General features: G+C 39.7%; 16 protein-coding genes, 2 tRNA genes and 1 rRNA gene. 15 read left to right on the top strand and 4 right to left on the bottom strand.

Annotation, left to right across the window (positions count from 1 at the left end):
* The 7 genes from rrf to tsaD all read left to right on the top strand — a co-directional run.
* A 5S ribosomal RNA gene (gene rrf / locus BMX30_RS22195) occupies window positions 1-93 on the top strand; the annotation flags it as partial.
* Between the two features lie 219 nt (window positions 94-312).
* A tRNA-Met gene (locus BMX30_RS22190) sits at window positions 313-386 on the top strand.
* A 3-nt stretch (window positions 387-389) separates the two neighbouring features.
* Window positions 390-466: transfer RNA gene (locus tag BMX30_RS22185), tRNA-Asp, on the top strand.
* A gap of 560 nt (window positions 467-1,026) precedes the next feature.
* Window positions 1,027-1,485, top strand: coding sequence for a tRNA (adenosine(37)-N6)-threonylcarbamoyltransferase complex ATPase subunit type 1 TsaE (tsaE, locus tag BMX30_RS22180; RefSeq protein ID WP_090750418.1), 459 nt, complete (start codon window positions 1,027-1,029; stop codon window positions 1,483-1,485).
* Window positions 1,482-2,174 carry a tRNA (adenosine(37)-N6)-threonylcarbamoyltransferase complex dimerization subunit type 1 TsaB gene (gene tsaB, locus BMX30_RS22175; RefSeq protein WP_090750415.1) on the top strand — a complete coding sequence of 231 codons (693 nt, stop codon included), beginning with the start codon at window positions 1,482-1,484 and terminating at the stop codon, window positions 2,172-2,174. The genes tsaE and tsaB overlap by 4 nt, the downstream gene beginning before the upstream one ends.
* Before the next feature lie 25 nt (window positions 2,175-2,199).
* Window positions 2,200-2,649 carry a ribosomal protein S18-alanine N-acetyltransferase gene (gene rimI, locus BMX30_RS22170; protein ID WP_090750413.1) on the top strand — a complete coding sequence of 150 codons (450 nt, stop codon included), beginning with the start codon at window positions 2,200-2,202 and terminating at the stop codon, window positions 2,647-2,649.
* 2 nt (window positions 2,650-2,651) lie between these two features.
* Entirely contained in the window at window positions 2,652-3,677 is a 1,026-nt protein-coding gene (gene tsaD / locus BMX30_RS22165) for a tRNA (adenosine(37)-N6)-threonylcarbamoyltransferase complex transferase subunit TsaD (RefSeq protein ID WP_090750424.1), read from the top strand.
* 304 nt (window positions 3,678-3,981) lie between these two features.
* Here tsaD and BMX30_RS22160 read toward each other — a convergent pair whose 3' ends face one another.
* Complete coding sequence (locus BMX30_RS22160; protein WP_090750412.1) at window positions 3,982-5,907, bottom strand: ABC-F family ATP-binding cassette domain-containing protein; 1,926 nt, start codon at window positions 5,905-5,907, stop codon at window positions 3,982-3,984.
* Between the two features lie 165 nt (window positions 5,908-6,072).
* Between BMX30_RS22160 and moaC the strand changes: the two genes are divergently transcribed.
* Entirely contained in the window at window positions 6,073-6,567 is a 495-nt protein-coding gene (moaC, locus tag BMX30_RS22155; protein ID WP_090750410.1) for a cyclic pyranopterin monophosphate synthase MoaC, read from the top strand.
* A gap of 31 nt (window positions 6,568-6,598) precedes the next feature.
* Window positions 6,599-7,249, top strand: a complete 651-nt coding sequence (locus BMX30_RS22150) for a redox-sensing transcriptional repressor Rex (protein ID WP_090750408.1) — start codon at window positions 6,599-6,601, stop codon at window positions 7,247-7,249.
* Between the two features lie 37 nt (window positions 7,250-7,286).
* On the opposite strand, the gene BMX30_RS22145 is transcribed toward BMX30_RS22150, so the two are convergent.
* Both BMX30_RS22145 and BMX30_RS22140 read right to left on the bottom strand, forming a co-directional pair.
* Entirely contained in the window at window positions 7,287-7,490 is a 204-nt protein-coding gene (locus tag BMX30_RS22145; RefSeq protein ID WP_090750406.1) for a YdiK family protein, read from the bottom strand.
* The gene (locus tag BMX30_RS22140) at window positions 7,487-8,224 is read right to left on the bottom strand and encodes a CPBP family intramembrane glutamic endopeptidase (protein ID WP_090750404.1); all 738 of its coding nucleotides are present in this window, start codon (window positions 8,222-8,224) and stop codon (window positions 7,487-7,489) included. Before BMX30_RS22140 ends, BMX30_RS22145 begins: the two co-directional genes overlap by 4 nt.
* 319 nt (window positions 8,225-8,543) lie before the next feature.
* Between BMX30_RS22140 and groES the strand changes: the two genes are divergently transcribed.
* From groES to betA, 6 genes are all read left to right on the top strand, one after another.
* Entirely contained in the window at window positions 8,544-8,828 is a 285-nt protein-coding gene (gene groES, locus BMX30_RS22135; RefSeq protein ID WP_090750403.1) for a co-chaperone GroES, read from the top strand.
* A gap of 46 nt (window positions 8,829-8,874) precedes the next feature.
* Window positions 8,875-10,500, top strand: a complete 1,626-nt coding sequence (groL, locus tag BMX30_RS22130) for a chaperonin GroEL (RefSeq protein WP_090750402.1) — start codon at window positions 8,875-8,877, stop codon at window positions 10,498-10,500.
* A gap of 339 nt (window positions 10,501-10,839) precedes the next feature.
* Complete coding sequence (locus BMX30_RS22125) at window positions 10,840-11,940, top strand: Fe(3+) ABC transporter substrate-binding protein (protein WP_090750398.1); 1,101 nt, start codon at window positions 10,840-10,842, stop codon at window positions 11,938-11,940.
* 146 nt (window positions 11,941-12,086) lie between these two features.
* Window positions 12,087-13,730, top strand: a complete 1,644-nt coding sequence (locus BMX30_RS22120) for an ABC transporter permease (RefSeq protein WP_090750396.1) — start codon at window positions 12,087-12,089, stop codon at window positions 13,728-13,730.
* A complete protein-coding gene (locus BMX30_RS22115; RefSeq protein ID WP_090750394.1) occupies window positions 13,731-14,423 on the top strand; it encodes an ABC transporter ATP-binding protein in 693 nt (230 codons plus the stop codon).
* A 667-nt stretch (window positions 14,424-15,090) separates the two neighbouring features.
* Window positions 15,091-16,788: a choline dehydrogenase gene (gene betA, locus BMX30_RS22110; protein ID WP_090750392.1), complete on the top strand. Its 1,698-nt coding sequence runs from the start codon at window positions 15,091-15,093 to the stop codon at window positions 16,786-16,788.
* 453 nt (window positions 16,789-17,241) lie between these two features.
* On the opposite strand, the gene BMX30_RS24335 is transcribed toward betA, so the two are convergent.
* Window positions 17,242-17,439: a DnaA ATPase domain-containing protein gene (locus BMX30_RS24335; RefSeq protein WP_139195433.1), complete on the bottom strand. Its 198-nt coding sequence runs from the start codon at window positions 17,437-17,439 to the stop codon at window positions 17,242-17,244.
* Window position 17,440: the final 1 nt, after the last annotated feature.

The following is a 17,440-nucleotide window of genomic DNA, read 5'->3' as shown; positions in this document are numbered from 1 at the left end:
CACACCCGTTCCCATGCCGAACACGGAAGTTAAGCTTCTCAGCGCCGATGGTAGTTGGGGGTTTCCCCCTGTGAGAGTAGGACGTTGCCAGGCTACATTATTTTCTGACAAAGTTAGATAATAATGTAATGCTAACATAGGCATAAATAAATCTATGTAAAATAATATTATCGCGGGGTGGAGCAACGAGCGTTACTTCATTGAATTTCCTGCGAGTTGTACCGATTGAGTGGCTTCTTGAATTGGCTTTCTGAAATCGGGACAGTCATTGCTAACATAGAGCATAAACAAATCTATGTAAAATAATATTATCGCGGGGTGGAGCAGTCCGGTAGCTCGTCGGGCTCATAACCCGAAGGTCGCAGGTTCAAATCCTGCCCCCGCAATCTGGTCCGGTAGTTCAGTTGGTTAGAATGCCTGCCTGTCACGCAGGAGGTCGCGGGTTCGAGTCCCGTCCGGACCGCCATTTTATTATTAATAGTAAATTAGGCGAACGAAACGTTGTTTCGTTTTTTTTGTTTTTCAAAAATTTTATTTCTATCTAAGCTAACACTAAGTCTCTAGATTTTCTATATACAGAACACAGCCGCCAATTATGAGAATGGAGATCTGGGACCGTGAAAGTTCGCTCTTATTTGATGGGGGATAAGGTTAGGCACGTTGATCTGAAAATAGAGGGAAAAATTCCCCTTAAGTTAGTAAGTGGCACTAAAATCGCTCAAATAGAGGGAGAATTTCCCCTTATTTGACTGGAAAACGTGAAAATAGGTAGTTTTACATTCTATAGGGGGAAAAACTCCCTCTATTTACCCCAAAACGGGCTCTAATCTGCATTTAGCGGGAAAATCTCCGCTTATTTTTATAAAGCTGGAAAGAAATTTTGCCCAGCCCTTTAATTTCGTGTACACTAAAATAGATTAATCTATTCCTTAGGAGAAGGATCCTAAGGTTTTTTGTATTTTACTAACTCTATTCAGGTAAATGTGGGTAAAATAGATAGATAACGAAGGAATAAGGTGATGTAAATTGACACCGTTTGAGTTAATATTTCAAAATCCAGAGCAAACACGTGAGTTTGCCAAACGGCTTGGAGGTTTCCTTCAGCCAGGTGATGTAATCGCACTTGAAGGAGATTTAGGAGCGGGTAAAACGACGTTTACTAAAGGACTAGCTGAAGGGCTCGGAATTACAAAGACGGTTAATAGCCCTACCTTTACGATTATTAAGGAGTACCATGGAAGGCTCCCACTCTATCACATGGATGTATACCGTGTGGAAGATTCCTTTGAGGATTTGGGCTTTGAAGAGTATTTTGAAGGAGATGGAGTCACGGTAGTTGAATGGGCCCATTTAATAGAAGCCCAGCTTCCAGAGAATTTGTTGACTATCCATCTATACCACCATGGAGGCAATGATTCAAGAAGGATTGTTTTAGAACCGATTGGATCAAGGTATGAACTGTTATGTAAGGAGCTTTTTTCATGAAGATATTATCAATTGATACATCCAATTATGCCTTAGGTATTGGCTTACTGGATGAAAACCAAGTAATGGGTGAGTACATCTCAAACATAAAGAAAAACCACTCTGTACGGATAATGCCTGCGATCCAGACCATCATGAATGAGTGTGGGGTAAAGCCTGCGGAGCTAACAAAAATCGTCGTGGCAAAGGGACCGGGCTCCTATACAGGTGTCAGGATTGGAGTTACGATTGCCAAGACGCTAGCGTGGACATTGAAGATTCCACTTACTGGTGTTTCTAGCCTTGAGGTATTAGCTGCTTCGGCGGGAAGGCACTTTGATGGTTACATATCACCGCTTTTTGATGCACGCCGAGGACAGATATATACGGGCCTTTACCAGTTTAGGGAAGGAAGTCTTACAACTGTTAAAGAAGATCGACTTGTCATGACTGCTGATTGGGCTCCGAGCCTTAGTTCTTTGGATAAAGATGTTCTATTTGTAGGGAATGATTTGCCTCTACACCAGCAAGTCATCGAGCAGGCATTAGGTGTTAAAGCTAGGTTTGCTGAGGTGACAGAACATAATCCACGACCAGCTGAGCTCGCATTGTTAGGGAGGAATCGAAAGGAAGAAGACCCGCATTCATTTGTCCCTAATTATATTCGGCTTGCAGAGGCAGAAGCTAAATGGTTGGAATCTCAGAAATAACAATAAAATTAGTAGGAAGATGGGTATGAACAAAACAATCGCTTTTCGCCAAATGGAAATTACTGATATTGATCAGATACATGAAATCGAAACTAGATCCTTCTCCATTCCATGGAGCAAAGAAGCATTTTTTAATGAATTAACAAAAAATCAGTTTGCTTTCTATACAGTGATTGAAGTAGGTGATGAGATTGCAGGTTACTGTGGGGCATGGCTGATTGTGGATGAAGTACATATAACTAATATTGCCCTTCTCCCAGAATTCAGGGGAATGAAGCTTGGAGAGGCTCTACTTTGTAAGGTAATGGATTTGGTGAGGGCTAGGGGGGCCAAAACGATGACTCTTGAGGTACGTGTTAGTAATAGTCGGGCACGGTCATTGTATAGGAAGTTAGGCTTTCTAGAGGGTGCCATTCGAAAACAATATTATACAGACAATATGGAAGATGCTCTAGTAATGTGGGTGAATTTATGACGATAAAAAAAGAACAGTTAATATTGGGTATTGAAACGAGTTGTGATGAAACAGCAGTGGCTATTGTTAAAAATGGCAAGGAAATCATCGCTAATGTTGTCGCATCGCAAATTGAGAGCCATAAGCGTTTTGGTGGTGTCGTACCGGAGATTGCTTCAAGACATCATGTCGAGCAAATGACACTTGTTATAGAAGAGGCATTTCGTCAAGCTGAGATAGAGATTCAGGATGTTGATGCCATTGCAGTTACCGAAGGACCAGGCCTTGTGGGTGCGTTGTTAATCGGGGTTAATGCGGCTAAGGCACTAGCTTTTGCACATGATATTCCGCTTGTGAGTGTCCATCATATCGCTGGCCATATTTATGCGAACCGCCTTGTAACAGAAATGGACTTTCCGCTGCTTTCTTTAGTGGTATCAGGAGGGCATACGGAGATTGTCTACATGAAAGAGCATGGACACTTTGAAGTGATAGGTGAGACGAGGGATGATGCTGCAGGGGAAGCCTATGATAAGGTAGCTAGGGTTTTGAATCTTCCTTATCCAGGTGGCCCTCATATCGACCGCCTAGCACATGAAGGCACACCTGAGATTGATCTTCCTAGGGCATGGCTCGAGCCCAATTCATATGACTTTAGTTTTAGTGGTTTAAAATCAGCGGTGATTAATACTGTCCATAACGCTGAACAAAGGGGAGAGGTGATTGCACCTGAAACCCTTGCAGCTAGCTTCCAAGCTAGCGTCATTGAGGTATTAGTGACTAAGGCGGTTCAGGCGGCAAAAGAATACAAGGTGAAGCAAGTATTACTTGCTGGTGGGGTAGCTGCAAATAAGGGACTTAGAGCCAAGCTTACAGAGGCATTTAGCGAGCTTGAGGATGTTCAGCTCGTGATCCCGCCACTTTCCTTATGTACCGATAACGCGGCAATGATCGCTGCTGCAGGTAGTATTCTATTCGAAAAAGGAAAGCGGGCGGATTTGACGTTAAACGGAAATCCGGGATTAGATATTTCTATCCACAATGATTGAGGATAAGTGGTTAAAAAAACACTTTTCCACAGAGGGATTGTGGAAAAGTGTGTAATAAGTCAAAATAACGTCCTGTCTTGTTGGTAATGTGGATAAATATAATAATTAATGTGGATAATGTGGAAAAGTTGTTGGATAACTAGGAAAGTGCCCCATTCTGGGAATAATAATTATGTGGATAACTAGTTATAGTAGAAAAATTTTTAGCATTTTACTCAGATTACTAAGAAGTTTCAAATTTTTAGGTGAATAATCGTTGTCAGTTTCTTGGCAACAAAAAAATCCCGGATTCCCGGGATTTTTTTTATTCTGCAAGCTCAGCCCACTCATCCATGAGCTGTTCAATTTCATGCTTAGTCTTCTCTAACTGCTCATTTAACTCACCGACTCGTTGGTGGTCCTGAAATATTTCGGGGTCACAGAGGAGCTCTTCTAATTCAGCAGCCTTTGTCTCTAACCCCTCGATGGAGGATTCAATTTCTTCTATACGTCTCTTACGCTGTCGCTCAAGTTTCTTTGCTTCCTTATCTTGTTGGTATCCCTTTTTATCGGAAGCAACGGTTTCAACTTTCTGTTGAGGCGCAAGTTGAGCATTTAGCGTTTCAAGCTCCTCTTGTTCAAGCTTCTTTTCAATAAAATAATCGTAATCACCAAGGTACTCAGTGAGGCCAGTGCTTTCTAGTTCGAAGACTTTCGTCGCAATCCGATTAATAAAATAACGGTCATGCGATACAAATAGTATGGTTCCTGGATAATCAATCAAGGCGTTTTCAAGAACCTCTTTGCTATCTAAGTCTAAATGGTTTGTCGGCTCATCGAGGATGAGAAAATTGGCCTTTTCCATCATTAGTTTCGCTAAGGCAAGCCGTGCTTTCTCTCCCCCGGATAAAGAAGAGACTATTTTTAGAACATCATCCCCGGAAAATAGAAAGTTCCCAAGGACTGTGCGGATTTCTTTTTCAGGTTTAAGTGGGTATTCATCCCATAACTCGTTTAAGACTTTTTTATTTGAATTGAGTTCTGCCTGTTGTTGGTCATAATAACCGATTGAGACATTTGAACCATGATGAATCGAGCCTGCTAGTGCAGGGAGTTTGTTAACGATTGTTTTAAGTAATGTGGACTTGCCGACCCCATTCGGTCCAACTAGGGCAATACTATCTCCCCTAGAGATCCGGAAATTGATCTGCTCTGAAACGGAATCCGAACCATAACCAACAGCAATCGAGTCCGCTTTTAGGACATCATTTCCACTCTGACGTTCAATTTCGAAGGAAAATGAAGCGGATTTTTCATCACCAGAGGGTCGATCTAGTCGATCCATTTTCTGCAATTGTTTCCGTCGGCTCTGAGCCCTTTTCGTTGTTGAGGCACGAGCGAGATTGCGCTGAACAAAATCTTCAAGCTTAGAGATTTCGTCTTGCTGCTTTTCAAAAAGTTTCATTTCGCGCTCGTAATTCTCAGCCTTTTGATCTAAATAAGAGCTGTAATTTCCGACAAACTTAGTCATTTTCCGACGTGAAAGCTCATAGACTTGGTTGACAACTTTATCAAGGAAATACCGGTCATGAGAGACAATTAAAATCGCCCCTGAATACCCTTGTAGGTACCCCTCGAGCCAAGAAAGTGTATCAATATCAAGGTGGTTGGTTGGCTCGTCCAAAATTAGGATATCAGGACGTGTGAGCAATAGTTTTCCTAAAGCGAGTCTCGTTTTTTGGCCACCACTTAAGGTTGAAATTTTTGTATCATGGTCAAAGGATCCAAAATGTAGTCCATGTAAAACAGAACGGATATCGGCTTCATATTGGTAGCCGCCTTCATCTTTAAATTTCACCTGAAGATGGTCATATTCTTTTAAAACTTTGTCGTACTTCGGAGAATCCGAAAAAACAGTTGGATCGGCCATTTTCTCCTCTAAGCTACGAAGCTCTTTCTCCATTTTACGAAGGTGATCGAAAACAGTGAGCATTTCATCCCAAATGGACTTTTCAGACTCAAGTCCAGTATTTTGGGCTAAATAACCGATGGAGACACCCTTCGGCTTTATGATTTCACCACTATCATAGGAAGATTGCCCAGCAATAATTTTAAGCAGTGTTGATTTTCCCGCGCCGTTTCTCCCAACAAGTGCAACCCGGTCATTTGTTTGAATTTCAAATTTAATATTCGATAAAATCATTTCAGCTGCAAAATATTTTGTTAATTGGTTAACCTGTAATAATATCATGTTATTTTCACCTCATACTGCCTTACTAGATAGTGTAACTGATTCAATATGTCCCGGCAACAAAGGGAATCTTCCATTTTTGCTATGTTATATGTGAAAAATGATACAATGTCCATACACAAGGTGAAAAAAATAGTGTATAGTTTTCTTGAAAGGAGCTAAATCATGGCAGAGTTTACTCATTTTAATGAAGAAGGTAGGGCCAAAATGGTCGATGTCAGTGATAAGCCAGAAACAGTTCGGACAGCAATAGCTCATTCTAGCATCACTGTAAATAAAGAAATTTATGAAAAAATTACTGAAAATAAAATGAAAAAGGGGGATGTCCTAGCGGTTGCCCAGGTAGCAGGAATCATGGCCTGCAAGAAAACCTCTGAGATTATTCCGATGTGTCACCCGGTTCCACTGACAGGAATTGATATCTCTTTTGCTTGGGAGCAGGACGAAGACCTTTACATATTGGATATAACCGCTACTGTGAAGACAAAAGGAAATACAGGTGTAGAAATGGAAGCGTTAACAGCTGCGTCTGTTACTGCTTTGACCATTTATGATATGTGTAAAGCGGTGGACAAAGGCATGGTCATTGGAAAGACCTATTTAGGTGAAAAAACAGGTGGTAAGAACGGCGATTTTAGTAGGAAAGAAAAATTGAGATAACATAGATAGTTCATGGAGAGGAGGTTGCATGATGGCAAATGAGACAATGAAGATTCCACAGGCAACAGCCAAACGATTACCGCTTTATTATCGATTTTTAACAAACTTGCATTCCTCGGGGAAGCAAAGGGTATCTTCTGCCGAGCTAAGTGAGGCAGTGAAGGTGGATTCTGCTACGATTCGCCGTGATTTTTCTTATTTCGGTGCCTTAGGGAAAAAGGGCTATGGTTATAACGTCAATTATCTTTTGTCGTTTTTTAGGAAGACATTAGATCAGGACGAATTGACAAAGGTAGCTCTTATTGGTGTCGGAAATTTAGGTACAGCGCTTTTAAATTATAATTTTTCAAAAAACAATAATACAAAAATAGAAGTTGCATTTGATGTAGATGAAAATAAAGTCGGCAAAGAATTTGATGGAGTAAAAGTCTATCATATGGATGATTTAGAGAAGGTCTGTATGGAGGAGGATATTCACGTAGCAATCTTAACCATTCCATCAGGAGTGGCTCAGACGATTACAGACAGGCTAGTGAGTGCGAACATCAAAGGGATTCTGAATTTCACACCAGCTAGATTAAACGTCCCACCGGCCCTCAGAATCCATCATATTGACCTTGCTGTTGAGCTACAGTCTCTTATTTACTTCTTAAAGCATTATCCAACGAATGAAGAAGAATAGAAAAAGCCTCTTCCTATACATAGGAGGAGGCTTTTTGCTAGGACTTCTTTTGAATGTTCTTCAGTTTGAAATGGAATTGAATCATGCGGATTCCAGATCCAATATCAAATGTTGCGAGTAAGACTAGTAGGTAGGAAAAGAAGCCCCAACCAGTATGGGTGACGTTCTCAACGGCTAAATAGGTGAACAGTAAACCTAATACAATATAGACAATGCCTGAGAATAAAGGCGATTGTTTCATAAAAAGAATCCTCCAATAAATCCTTGAATTTGTTCAGCTTCCTTAATCATTCTCTCCAAATCCTCCCGATATACCGATTGAACAAGAACAACCATGGTATTCATAGCTACATGAGCAAAGATCGGAACGATGATCCGTTTCGTTTTCACGTAGAGGAAAGCGAAGGTAAAGCCCATTGCTGAATATAAAATTACATGCTCAGGTTCAAAATGGGCCAGGGCAAAGATGACCGAACTAATAAGGGCTGAAAGGAAAAAACCGAAGCGCTTAAATAGACTACCAAATATAACCTTTCGAAAGACAATTTCCTCTAGAATAGGACCAATAACGGAACTAATTAAAATAATAATCGGGAATTGTTCGATTAGTTTAATAATCTGTTCTGTATTTTCTGAGCCTGACTCAATCCCTAATCGCAATTCAATATTCGCGGCTATCGTTTGAGCAAAGAAAGCGAGGAATATCCCGAATATTGCCCACGAAATCGAACTAGGAATGGAGGCAGCGTTTCGTAAGTTATTTTCATTATTATACTCCTTCCTAAGCAGGAGTAAGACGAATATTAGTGTAATAGAAAAGCTAAACACAAGCCAATAGGGAACGGCAAGCGACTGCATCTCTTCTGGGCTTTGGCCAAAGAAGGTACCAATAAATAGAACAAGTGGAACGCCAACAAAACTAGATAATTGCATGACGATATAGGCAATTAGAATAAACCCGTATTCCTTTTTCAATAGTTTGATCTCCTTTTCATGACTATCTATTTATTTTACAAGGAAAGTTGGTCAAAGTTCAAATATTGGACATTACATATGAATGAAGTTGCCTAGATTGGTCATATTGGTTAAAGGAAACTAGTCTAAAAAAATTTAAAGGAGGATTAAAAGGGACGAGAAAATCTATACTTAAAAAGGTGATTAAAATTAAAAAATATTTTTGCTTCATGCTTGCAAAAATGAAAGGGATTCATTAATATATAAATTGTGTTAGCACTCCACTGAGGCGAGTGCTAATAATTTTAAAATTACATATTATTTGAGGAGGTTGTTTCACTTGATCAAGCCACTAGGAGATCGTATTATCATTGAGCTAGTTGAGTCTGAAGAAAAAACGGCAAGCGGTATTGTTTTACCCGACTCAGCGAAAGAGAAACCTCAAGAAGGCAAAGTAGTAGCAGTAGGTTCTGGCCGTGTTCTTGAAAGCGGGGAGCGTGTAGCATTAGAAGTTGCTGTTGGGGATCGCATCATCTTCTCAAAATACGGTGGTACAGAAGTTAAGTATGAAGGTACTGAATACTTAATTCTACGCGAAAGTGACATTCTAGCTTTAATAGGTTAATAATCGAGAAAAATAGATTTCATTTACTTTGAGGAGGTATATTTTAATGGCTAAAGAGATTATGTTTAGTGAAGAAGCACGTCGCGCGATGCTTCGCGGGGTAGATGCTCTTGCGGATGCAGTTAAAGTAACTCTTGGACCTAAGGGACGTAACGTGGTTCTTGAGAAGAAATATGGTTCTCCACTTATTACAAACGATGGTGTAACCATTGCAAAAGAAATTGAATTAGAAGATGCATTCGAAAACATGGGTGCAAAGCTTGTTGCTGAAGTTGCTAGCAAAACCAATGATGTTGCTGGTGACGGTACAACAACTGCAACAGTTCTTGCTCAAGCGATGATTCGTGAAGGCTTAAAGAACGTAACAGCTGGTGCAAACCCAATGGGTATTCGCAAAGGGATTGAAAAGGCAGTTGCTACTGCAGTAACTGAATTACAAGCAATCTCTAAGCCAATTGAAAGCAAAGAGTCTATTGCACAAGTAGCTGCAATCTCTTCTGCAGATGATGAAGTAGGTCAATTAATTGCAGAAGCAATGGAACGCGTTGGAAACGACGGTGTTATTACCATTGAAGAATCTAAAGGTTTCACTACTGAGCTTGATGTAGTAGAAGGTATGCAGTTCGATCGTGGTTATGCATCTCCTTACATGGTTACTGATTCTGATAAAATGGAAGCAGTTCTTGATAACCCTTACATCTTAATCACTGACAAAAAGATTACAAATATCCAAGAAATCCTTCCTGTTCTTGAGCAAGTTGTTCAACAAGGCAAGCCATTATTGATGGTTGCTGAAGATGTTGAAGGTGAAGCACTTGCTACACTAGTAGTGAATAAGCTTCGTGGAACATTCAATGCAGTAGCAGTTAAGGCTCCTGGTTTCGGTGACCGTCGTAAAGCGATGCTTGAAGACATTGCTGCTCTAACTGGTGGAGAGGTAATCACTGAGGAACTAGGTCGCGAACTAAAATCTGCTACGATTGATTCTCTTGGACGTGCAGCGAAAGTTGTTGTTACAAAAGAAAACACAACAATCGTAGAAGGTGCTGGAGACAGCGCTGAAATCGGTTCACGTGTAAACCAAATCCGCGTTCAATTAGAAGAAACTACTTCTGAGTTTGATCGTGAAAAATTGCAAGAGCGTCTTGCTAAATTAGCAGGCGGGGTAGCAGTAATCAAAGTTGGTGCGGCTACTGAAACTGAATTAAAAGAGCGCAAGCTTCGCATCGAGGATGCCCTTAACTCAACTCGTGCTGCAGTTGAAGAAGGTATCGTTTCCGGTGGTGGAGTTGCCCTTCTAAATGTATACAATAAAGTTGCAGCTCTAGAAGCTGAAGGCGACGTTGCTACAGGTATCAACATTGTCCTTCGTGCAATGGAAGAGCCAGTACGTACAATCGCTCACAACGCAGGTCTTGAAGGATCCGTTGTTGTTGACCGCTTAAAGCGTGAAGAAGTAGGCGTTGGTTTCAATGCAGCGACTGCTCAGTGGGTAAACATGATCGAAGCTGGTATCGTTGACCCTACTAAGGTAACACGTTCAGCTCTTCAAAATGCAGGTTCTGTTGCGGCTATGTTCCTAACAACTGAAGCTGTTGTTGCGGATAAGCCAGAACCAGCTGGTTCAGCTCCTGCAATGCCTGACATGGGCGGAATGGGCGGCATGATGTAATAAGCCGTTCCAACCCTTGTTATGATTGGGTTTTTGAATAAGATGAGAGTGGAATGCTAACATTTTGCTAACATTGAATAAAATTAAGAGAAGCTTCTCATGAGTTATTTAACTTTTGAGAGGCTTCTTTTTTTGTTTATCTGGATGTTTAGATAGACAGCTTTGGTAATTTGAACAGCAGGATAATGGCCAAGTCTGTTCATGGGGTTAGTTCATAATTATTTTTTCAATACTAATTGACAATGATTATCATTATTAATATAATTCTATATGTAGTGGTGAGAATGATTTTCATTCTCTTTTAGTAAAAATACATAATTTATAGGGGGTAGACCAAAAATGAAGCATTTAAAGGTATTAATATTTTCACTCTTTCTATCTGTCTTGGTTCTTGGATTAGTAGGATGCAACCAAGCAAGTGAAGAAAAGCCAGTAGAACAAGAAAAAACAGAGGAAACAGCAGAACAAGCAACAACTGAAGTAGAAGAAGCTGGGGTTGTAAACTTATACACGACTAGACATTATGACACCGATGAAGAGCTTTATAAAAAATTCACTGAACAATCTGGAATTGAGGTAAACGTAATCTCAGGTAAGGATGAGCTTGTTCAGCGTTTAAAGGATGAAGGAGAAGCTACAGAGGCAGATATATTCATTACTGCAGATGCTGGTAATCTAGCCCGTTTAAAGGCTGATGGTCTAACACAAGCGATTGAAAGTGACGTATTAACAACTAATATTCCTGAAAAGCTTCGTGATGATGAAAATCATTGGTTTGGATTAACAAAACGAGCTCGTGTAATTGTTTATTCAAAGGATCGTGTTGATCCCTCAGAACTTTCAACATATGAAGCATTAACTGAAGATGCTTGGAAAGAGCGTGTACTAATTCGTTCTTCAGAAAATATTTATAACCAATCTCTATTAGCTTCATTTATTGAATTAAATGGTGAAGAAGCATCCAAAGATTGGGCAGCGGGAATTGTAGCTAATATGGCAAGAACACCAGAGGGTGGAGATACAGACCAAGTTAAAGCTGTTGTTGCTGGAGAAGGCGATGTAGCAATTTCTAATACTTACTATGTTGGAAGACTACTAAACTCTACTGATTCAGAAGAAGTGAAAGTTGGAGAACAAGTGGGAGTTTTCTTCCCGAACCAAGATACAACTGGAACACACATTAACATTAGTGGTGCTACAGTAGTTAAACATGCAAAGAATGTCGATAATGCGGTTAAGTTTATTGAATTCCTAACAAGTGTAGAAGCACAAGAACTATTTGCTGAAGGAAACAATGAATATCCAGTAAATCCAGAAGCAGCCATCTCTGAAACTTTAACTTCTTGGGGTGAGTTTAAGGAGCAAGATATAAACCTAACTATTCTTGGGGATAACAATACACGTGCAATCCAATTATTCAATGAAGTAGGATGGAAATAATTTATTAGAAAGAAGCTGTACTATATATTTCTATAGTGCAGCTTTTATTTTGAGAATGATATTCACTTGCAATTAGATCATCTGTATACTTATATTTGGTAAGAATCCAACGGATGGTTTTGGTATTAATGTAGGGATGTGAAGTCATGAAACTCGTTCAACAAGTAAAAACACAAATAAATATGTGGGCAATATTAAGTTTCGTTTTTATTGTTATTATTCTATTACCGAATATCCTCATTGCCATTCATTTTTTTGGAGAGCCAAATGAGAATTGGTTTCATATAAAAGAATATTTACTATTTGATATTTTTTATAATACTAGCATTTTATTAGTTTCTACTGGAGTTGCAACAATCATAATCGGTACCAGTTTGGCGTGGATGATTACGGTTTATAAGTTCCCGCTTCGAAATTTTTTTAGATGGGGTATGATTTTGCCTCTAGCGATACCGCCTTTTATTGGCGCATACACTTATCAGGGGATGGTCAATTATACCGGGTTTATTCAATCAACCCTTCGCAATTCATTTGATCTGCAAGTAAATCAGAAGTATTTCAGTATGATGTCAATGGAAGGCACGATTTTTATCTTTACAATGTTTCTCTTTCCATACGTTTATGTCATTACAAAGAGTTTTATAGAAAACCAATCTTCTTCAATTATTGAAAATGCTCGATTGCTAGGAGCAAATTCTTTTGAAACATTTGTTAGAGTGGTGCTGCCTATTTCCAAAACCGCTATCGTTGGCAGCGCTACAATTGTTATGTTAGAGGTAATTAATGATTATGGGGTTGTAAAATATTATGGCATCCAAACATTTATTACATCGATCTTTCAAACTTGGTTTGCAATGGGGGATAGGGAATCTGCCTTTAAATTAGCAGGAACATTGATGGTCGTTGTTATTTTCATATTAGTGATTGAAAGAGTCATACGTGGTCGAAAGCAATTTAGCTATTCTACAACCAAGATTAGACCTATTCAGCCTAAACAATTAAAAGGAGTAAAAGCCTGGATTGCTTTTAGTTATTGTTTCACTATTTTTAGTCTTGCATTTCTTATCCCATTTGTACAATTAATCTTTTGGATGTTAATGACATATGAGAGAATCCTAACAGCAGAATTTTATACACTAGTCAAAAACTCCTTTTTTGCTGCTTCAGTTGCTGCATTAATCATTGTTATTGTAGGGTTAATCATAGCTAATTACTCACGTATTCATCAGGGGTTATTACCTAAATTTTTCGCAAGGGTGACAGTTTTAGGATATTCTGTGCCTGGTGCAGTTATAGCAATCGGTGTAATTACAATTTTTCTAATGATAGACCGCAATCTTGGGTCTCTATTTAAGTTGTTTAGTATTGATACAACCTTTGTATTGCGCACGAGTATCGTGATGCTGATTTCAGCTTATGTGATTCGTTTCTTAGCAGTCGGTTATAATTCAATTGAAGCCGGTTTTGAAAAAGTCGGTACCACTTTTACAGAAGCATCAAGAACTCTTGGTTTATCAACATTTCGTACTTTTTTAAAAGTAGATATTCCTATGGTTAAAGGGGCCATCATTGGTGGGTTTATTCTTGTTTTCGTTGATATTTTAAAAGAATTACCATTAACAATGTTGCTTCAGCCATTTAATTTCCAGACGTTAGCTACAAGAGCTTTTCGCTATGCAAATGACGAGATGATCAGTGAAGCTGCATCTGCATCGTTGTTAATCATTTTAATTAGCGGAATTTGTATTTTTATTTTTCATAAAGTACTTGATCGAGGGGAGGCAAATTAGATGTTTGTACAAATTGAAGATCTCGTCTATCAATACAGAAATGCAAGTGAGCCAGCTATCAAGAACTTCTCTCTACAGTTAAATGAAGGTGAAATCATTGCAATTCTGGGTGAAAGCGGTAGTGGGAAAAGTACAATCCTAAGACTACTCGCAGGATTAGAAACACCTAAGTCTGGGATGATTATAATTAATGGTCAAAAAATGGTGGATGACCATACTTTCATTCCACCAGAGAAAAGGGGAATAGGGATGGTTTTTCAAGACTATGCTCTTTTTCCGCATATGACGGTTGAAAATAATATTAAGTTTGGTCTTCGTCATATGACGAGCAAGCAAAAGCAGAAACGCATAGAAGAAATGTTAGAGCTAGTGAACCTTTTAGATTATAAAAAACGTTACCCGTATGAACTAAGTGGGGGACAACAGCAAAGGGTGGCACTTGCACGGGCTTTAGCTCCTGCACCTTCTCTATTACTTTTTGATGAACCTTTCAGCAATCTAGATGCAAGTCTCCAAATGAAAATTAGAGATGAACTAAAGCAAATTCTAAAACAAACAAAAAGTACATCTATTTTTGTCACCCACGACCAAGTAGATGCAGCTGCATTAGCAGATCGTACAGTTCTGATTGAAAAGGGTGTGGTCAAAAATATCTCAAAGGTTGAACCACCTAAAAGTTATTCCCTTATATAGTTGTGTAAGAACTGCTTAATGGCGGTTCTTTTTTATTTACTTATCACAAAACAAAACCGAACCCTTTAAACTTCCCTAGTGTTGTAGCCTCTAATAAATCTGCTTTGCCTATCTTCTACATTTTCTAGTGTATGTCTATCTACTTCTTCCTAAAAATCAATCCTGCTTATTATGTTTTTTGAATTCAAAAGATTTAATTGGTTAAGTATAAATTTAACCAATGAATTCAAAACTAAATCATTCCGTAAGGAGTTATAAAAAATATATAAGTGAGTATAGATGGGGTTTTCGGTTTACAAAAAAAAACCACTGTGTTATATTAAGAATGTTAATTTTATTAAATAAAAATTTAACGAAATTAACAAAAGAGGGATGGTTATCACTGGAAATGAGTTGTGGCCCATTCCGGAAAAAAGCATCGTCCCTTTTGAGCGTAGGCTATGGGTGGATTTAAAGTCTGGATTATGTTGGAATTTAAGGAAATTCCGATTAGAAAAGTACATATACCTAACAGGACTCAGGCCAAAGCGACTAGTTTAAATGACTTTAAATATAAAAAGCTAGCAAATTATTAAACTGGCATCAATTTTCTGAAAAGTATTTGAGAGCCTATCATATTGGTTTAATCACTAAAATTCTTTTTTCAACATCATAGGAGGTAGGAAAGATGAAAGAAACATATGACATTGTTATCGTAGGTGGCGGTAGTGCGGGTTCTGTACTCGGCGATCGTCTAAGCGCAGATGGGAAACGTAGTGTTCTAGTATTAGAAGCAGGACGTAAGGATTTTTCATGGGACCTTTTGATTCAAATGCCGGCTGCATTGCCGTTCCCGGCTGGGAAGGCTTTATACGACTGGAGATATCAATCTGACCCAGAACCATATATGAATGGCCGCCGTATTAAGCATGCTCGGGGAAAGGTGCTCGGAGGTTCGGGCTCAATTAACGGCATGATTTTCCAACGAGGCAATCCGCTAGACTATGAACGTTGGGGAGCAGACGCTGGTATGGATACGTGGGACTTTGCACACTGTCTTCCATATTTTAAGCGCATGGAAAATGCTTTAGCTTCGGACCCAGATGATGAGCTTCGTGGTCATGATGGTCCTCTTAAATTGGAACGCGGACCAGCTACTAATCCTTTATTCCAAGCCTTCTTTGACGCAGCTGTCGAGGCTGGCTATTCAAGAACTCCTGATGTAAACGGTTTTCGACAAGAGGGATTCGGTCCGTTCGATAAGCATGTATATAAAGGCCAACGGTTTGGACCTTCACGTGCCTATCTACATCCAGCTATGGAGCGAGAAAACCTAACGGTGAAGACTCGTGCGTTTGTTACAAGTATCGATTTCGATGGTACCCGAGCAAGCGGTGTGACCTATCAGCGTGATGGGAAAACTCATCAGATTATTGCGGGGGAAGTGATACTCGCTGGTGGTGCGATCAATACGCCGCAATTACTACAACTGTCAGGTGTAGGCGATGCTGAACACTTGCGTTCTCTTGGTATAAAACCTATAGTTGATCTTCCAGGTGTAGGAGAAAACCTACAGGATCACCTCGAAGCCTACATTCAATACGCATGTCCACAACCAGTTTCTCAGCAGCCTAACTTAAACAAAGTGAAAATGCCATGGATTGGTTTGCAGTGGATGTTCGGACGCACAGGCCCAGCAGCAACAAACCATTTTGAAGGTGGAGGTTTTGTTCGTTCGAACGAGGACGTTGCCTATCCAAACTTGATGTTCCACTTCCTGCCTTTGGCTGTACGGTACGATGGTAAAAAGGCGGAGACCAAGCACGGATTCCAGGTGCACGTTGGACCAATGTACTCTGATGCGCGCGGGTCATTAAAGATTCGTTCAACAGACCCTAAAGAGCATCCGAGCATGGTTTACAACTATCTTTCTACTGAACAGGACCGACGTGAGTGGATTGAAGCGGTAAAAATATCACGTGAAATCATGTCTCAGCCAGCTATGGCACCGTTTAATTCTGGAGAACTCTCACCGGGTCCTTCCGTTCGTACAGACGAGGAAATTTTAGACTGGGTAGCAAAAGATGCTGAAACTGCACTTCATCCTAGTTGTACGGCAAAAATGGGGCCGGCAACAGACCCAATGGCTGTCGTAGATCCGTTAACCATGAAGGTTCATGGGCTCGAGAATGTTCGAGTGGTTGATGCGTCTGCCATGCCATATGTCACGAACGGCAATATTCATGCACCAGTGTTGATGTTGGCGGAAAAAGCAGCGGATATCATCCTTGGACAGAAACCGCTTGAGCCAATTCATGCCGATTTCTATCGTCATGGGGTACATCCAGCTGACGCAGGCACAGTAAAATCCACAGTAAAAGCATAAGTCAAATAAATATGTTTCTCTGAGAAGGACTCTTTTAAATGTATAGGCTGTATAAAGCATACATTTAATGAAAGAGTACCTTCTCTTTTTGGTTTAGGAATAACTTCAGAAAACCTCCGAGAAGAGTTTTAACATATATTTTGAGTTAAAGTTTCTTATATATAAACGCACTAGTAGATGTACCTTTTGAGAATCCTTCTACCCATTAATGAATAAAACCAAAGGGGAATTAATAAAAGTAGCCTCCTCGGCGGTTGATGAAGATGAAATAGCAAGAAATCATCTTCATAAGCCTGATTAAGATGAAAAGGAGGGGGAATCTAGTAAGAAACCATCTTCACTAGATAGATGTGTTGTAGATTTTCCCCTTACGAGACAGAGTCGACTGTCTTTCTTGATCAACCTTAATAAATACAAACTGTCTTTTATTAAAACCTTTCAGTTAAATACTGCCTAGGCGTTGGAGCTGGCGCATACCCGCAGTTGCCCTATCACGTGCATTAAGTGAGTTTTATCAAGACCGACTCCCCCGTGAATAAACAGGGTGCGAGAAGTTCCTGAATGGCAGCTAATAACCGCATATAACAGATCCAAATTTAAAAAAGCTAGGCCCTCCAAAAAGGAGGGCCTAGCTTCTGCCTTATCATTCATC

Origin of the sequence: Mesobacillus persicus (assembly GCF_900109925.1) — a bacterium.
GTDB classification, from domain to species: domain Bacteria; phylum Bacillota; class Bacilli; order Bacillales; family Cytobacillaceae; genus Mesobacillus_B; species Mesobacillus_B persicus.
Note: the sequence above shows the minus strand (reverse complement) of the source record. Positions and strands in the feature narration are given on the sequence as shown.

Coding starts and splice junctions, on each gene's coding strand:
- tsaB (WP_090750415.1), top strand. CDS start 1,482: ATGAAGATATTATCAATTGATACATCCAATTATGCCTTAGGTATTGGC.
- rimI (WP_090750413.1), top strand. CDS start 2,200: ATGAACAAAACAATCGCTTTTCGCCAAATGGAAATTACTGATATTGAT.
- BMX30_RS22160 (WP_090750412.1), bottom strand. CDS start 5,907: ATGATATTATTACAGGTTAACCAATTAACAAAATATTTTGCAGCTGAA.
- moaC (WP_090750410.1), top strand. CDS start 6,073: ATGGCAGAGTTTACTCATTTTAATGAAGAAGGTAGGGCCAAAATGGTC.
- BMX30_RS22150 (WP_090750408.1), top strand. CDS start 6,599: ATGGCAAATGAGACAATGAAGATTCCACAGGCAACAGCCAAACGATTA.
- BMX30_RS22145 (WP_090750406.1), bottom strand. CDS start 7,490: ATGAAACAATCGCCTTTATTCTCAGGCATTGTCTATATTGTATTAGGT.
- groL (WP_090750402.1), top strand. CDS start 8,875: ATGGCTAAAGAGATTATGTTTAGTGAAGAAGCACGTCGCGCGATGCTT.
- BMX30_RS22125 (WP_090750398.1), top strand. CDS start 10,840: ATGAAGCATTTAAAGGTATTAATATTTTCACTCTTTCTATCTGTCTTG.
- BMX30_RS22120 (WP_090750396.1), top strand. CDS start 12,087: ATGAAACTCGTTCAACAAGTAAAAACACAAATAAATATGTGGGCAATA.
- BMX30_RS22115 (WP_090750394.1), top strand. CDS start 13,731: ATGTTTGTACAAATTGAAGATCTCGTCTATCAATACAGAAATGCAAGT.
- betA (WP_090750392.1), top strand. CDS start 15,091: ATGAAAGAAACATATGACATTGTTATCGTAGGTGGCGGTAGTGCGGGT.
- BMX30_RS24335 (WP_139195433.1), bottom strand. CDS start 17,439: ATGAATGATAAGGCAGAAGCTAGGCCCTCCTTTTTGGAGGGCCTAGCT.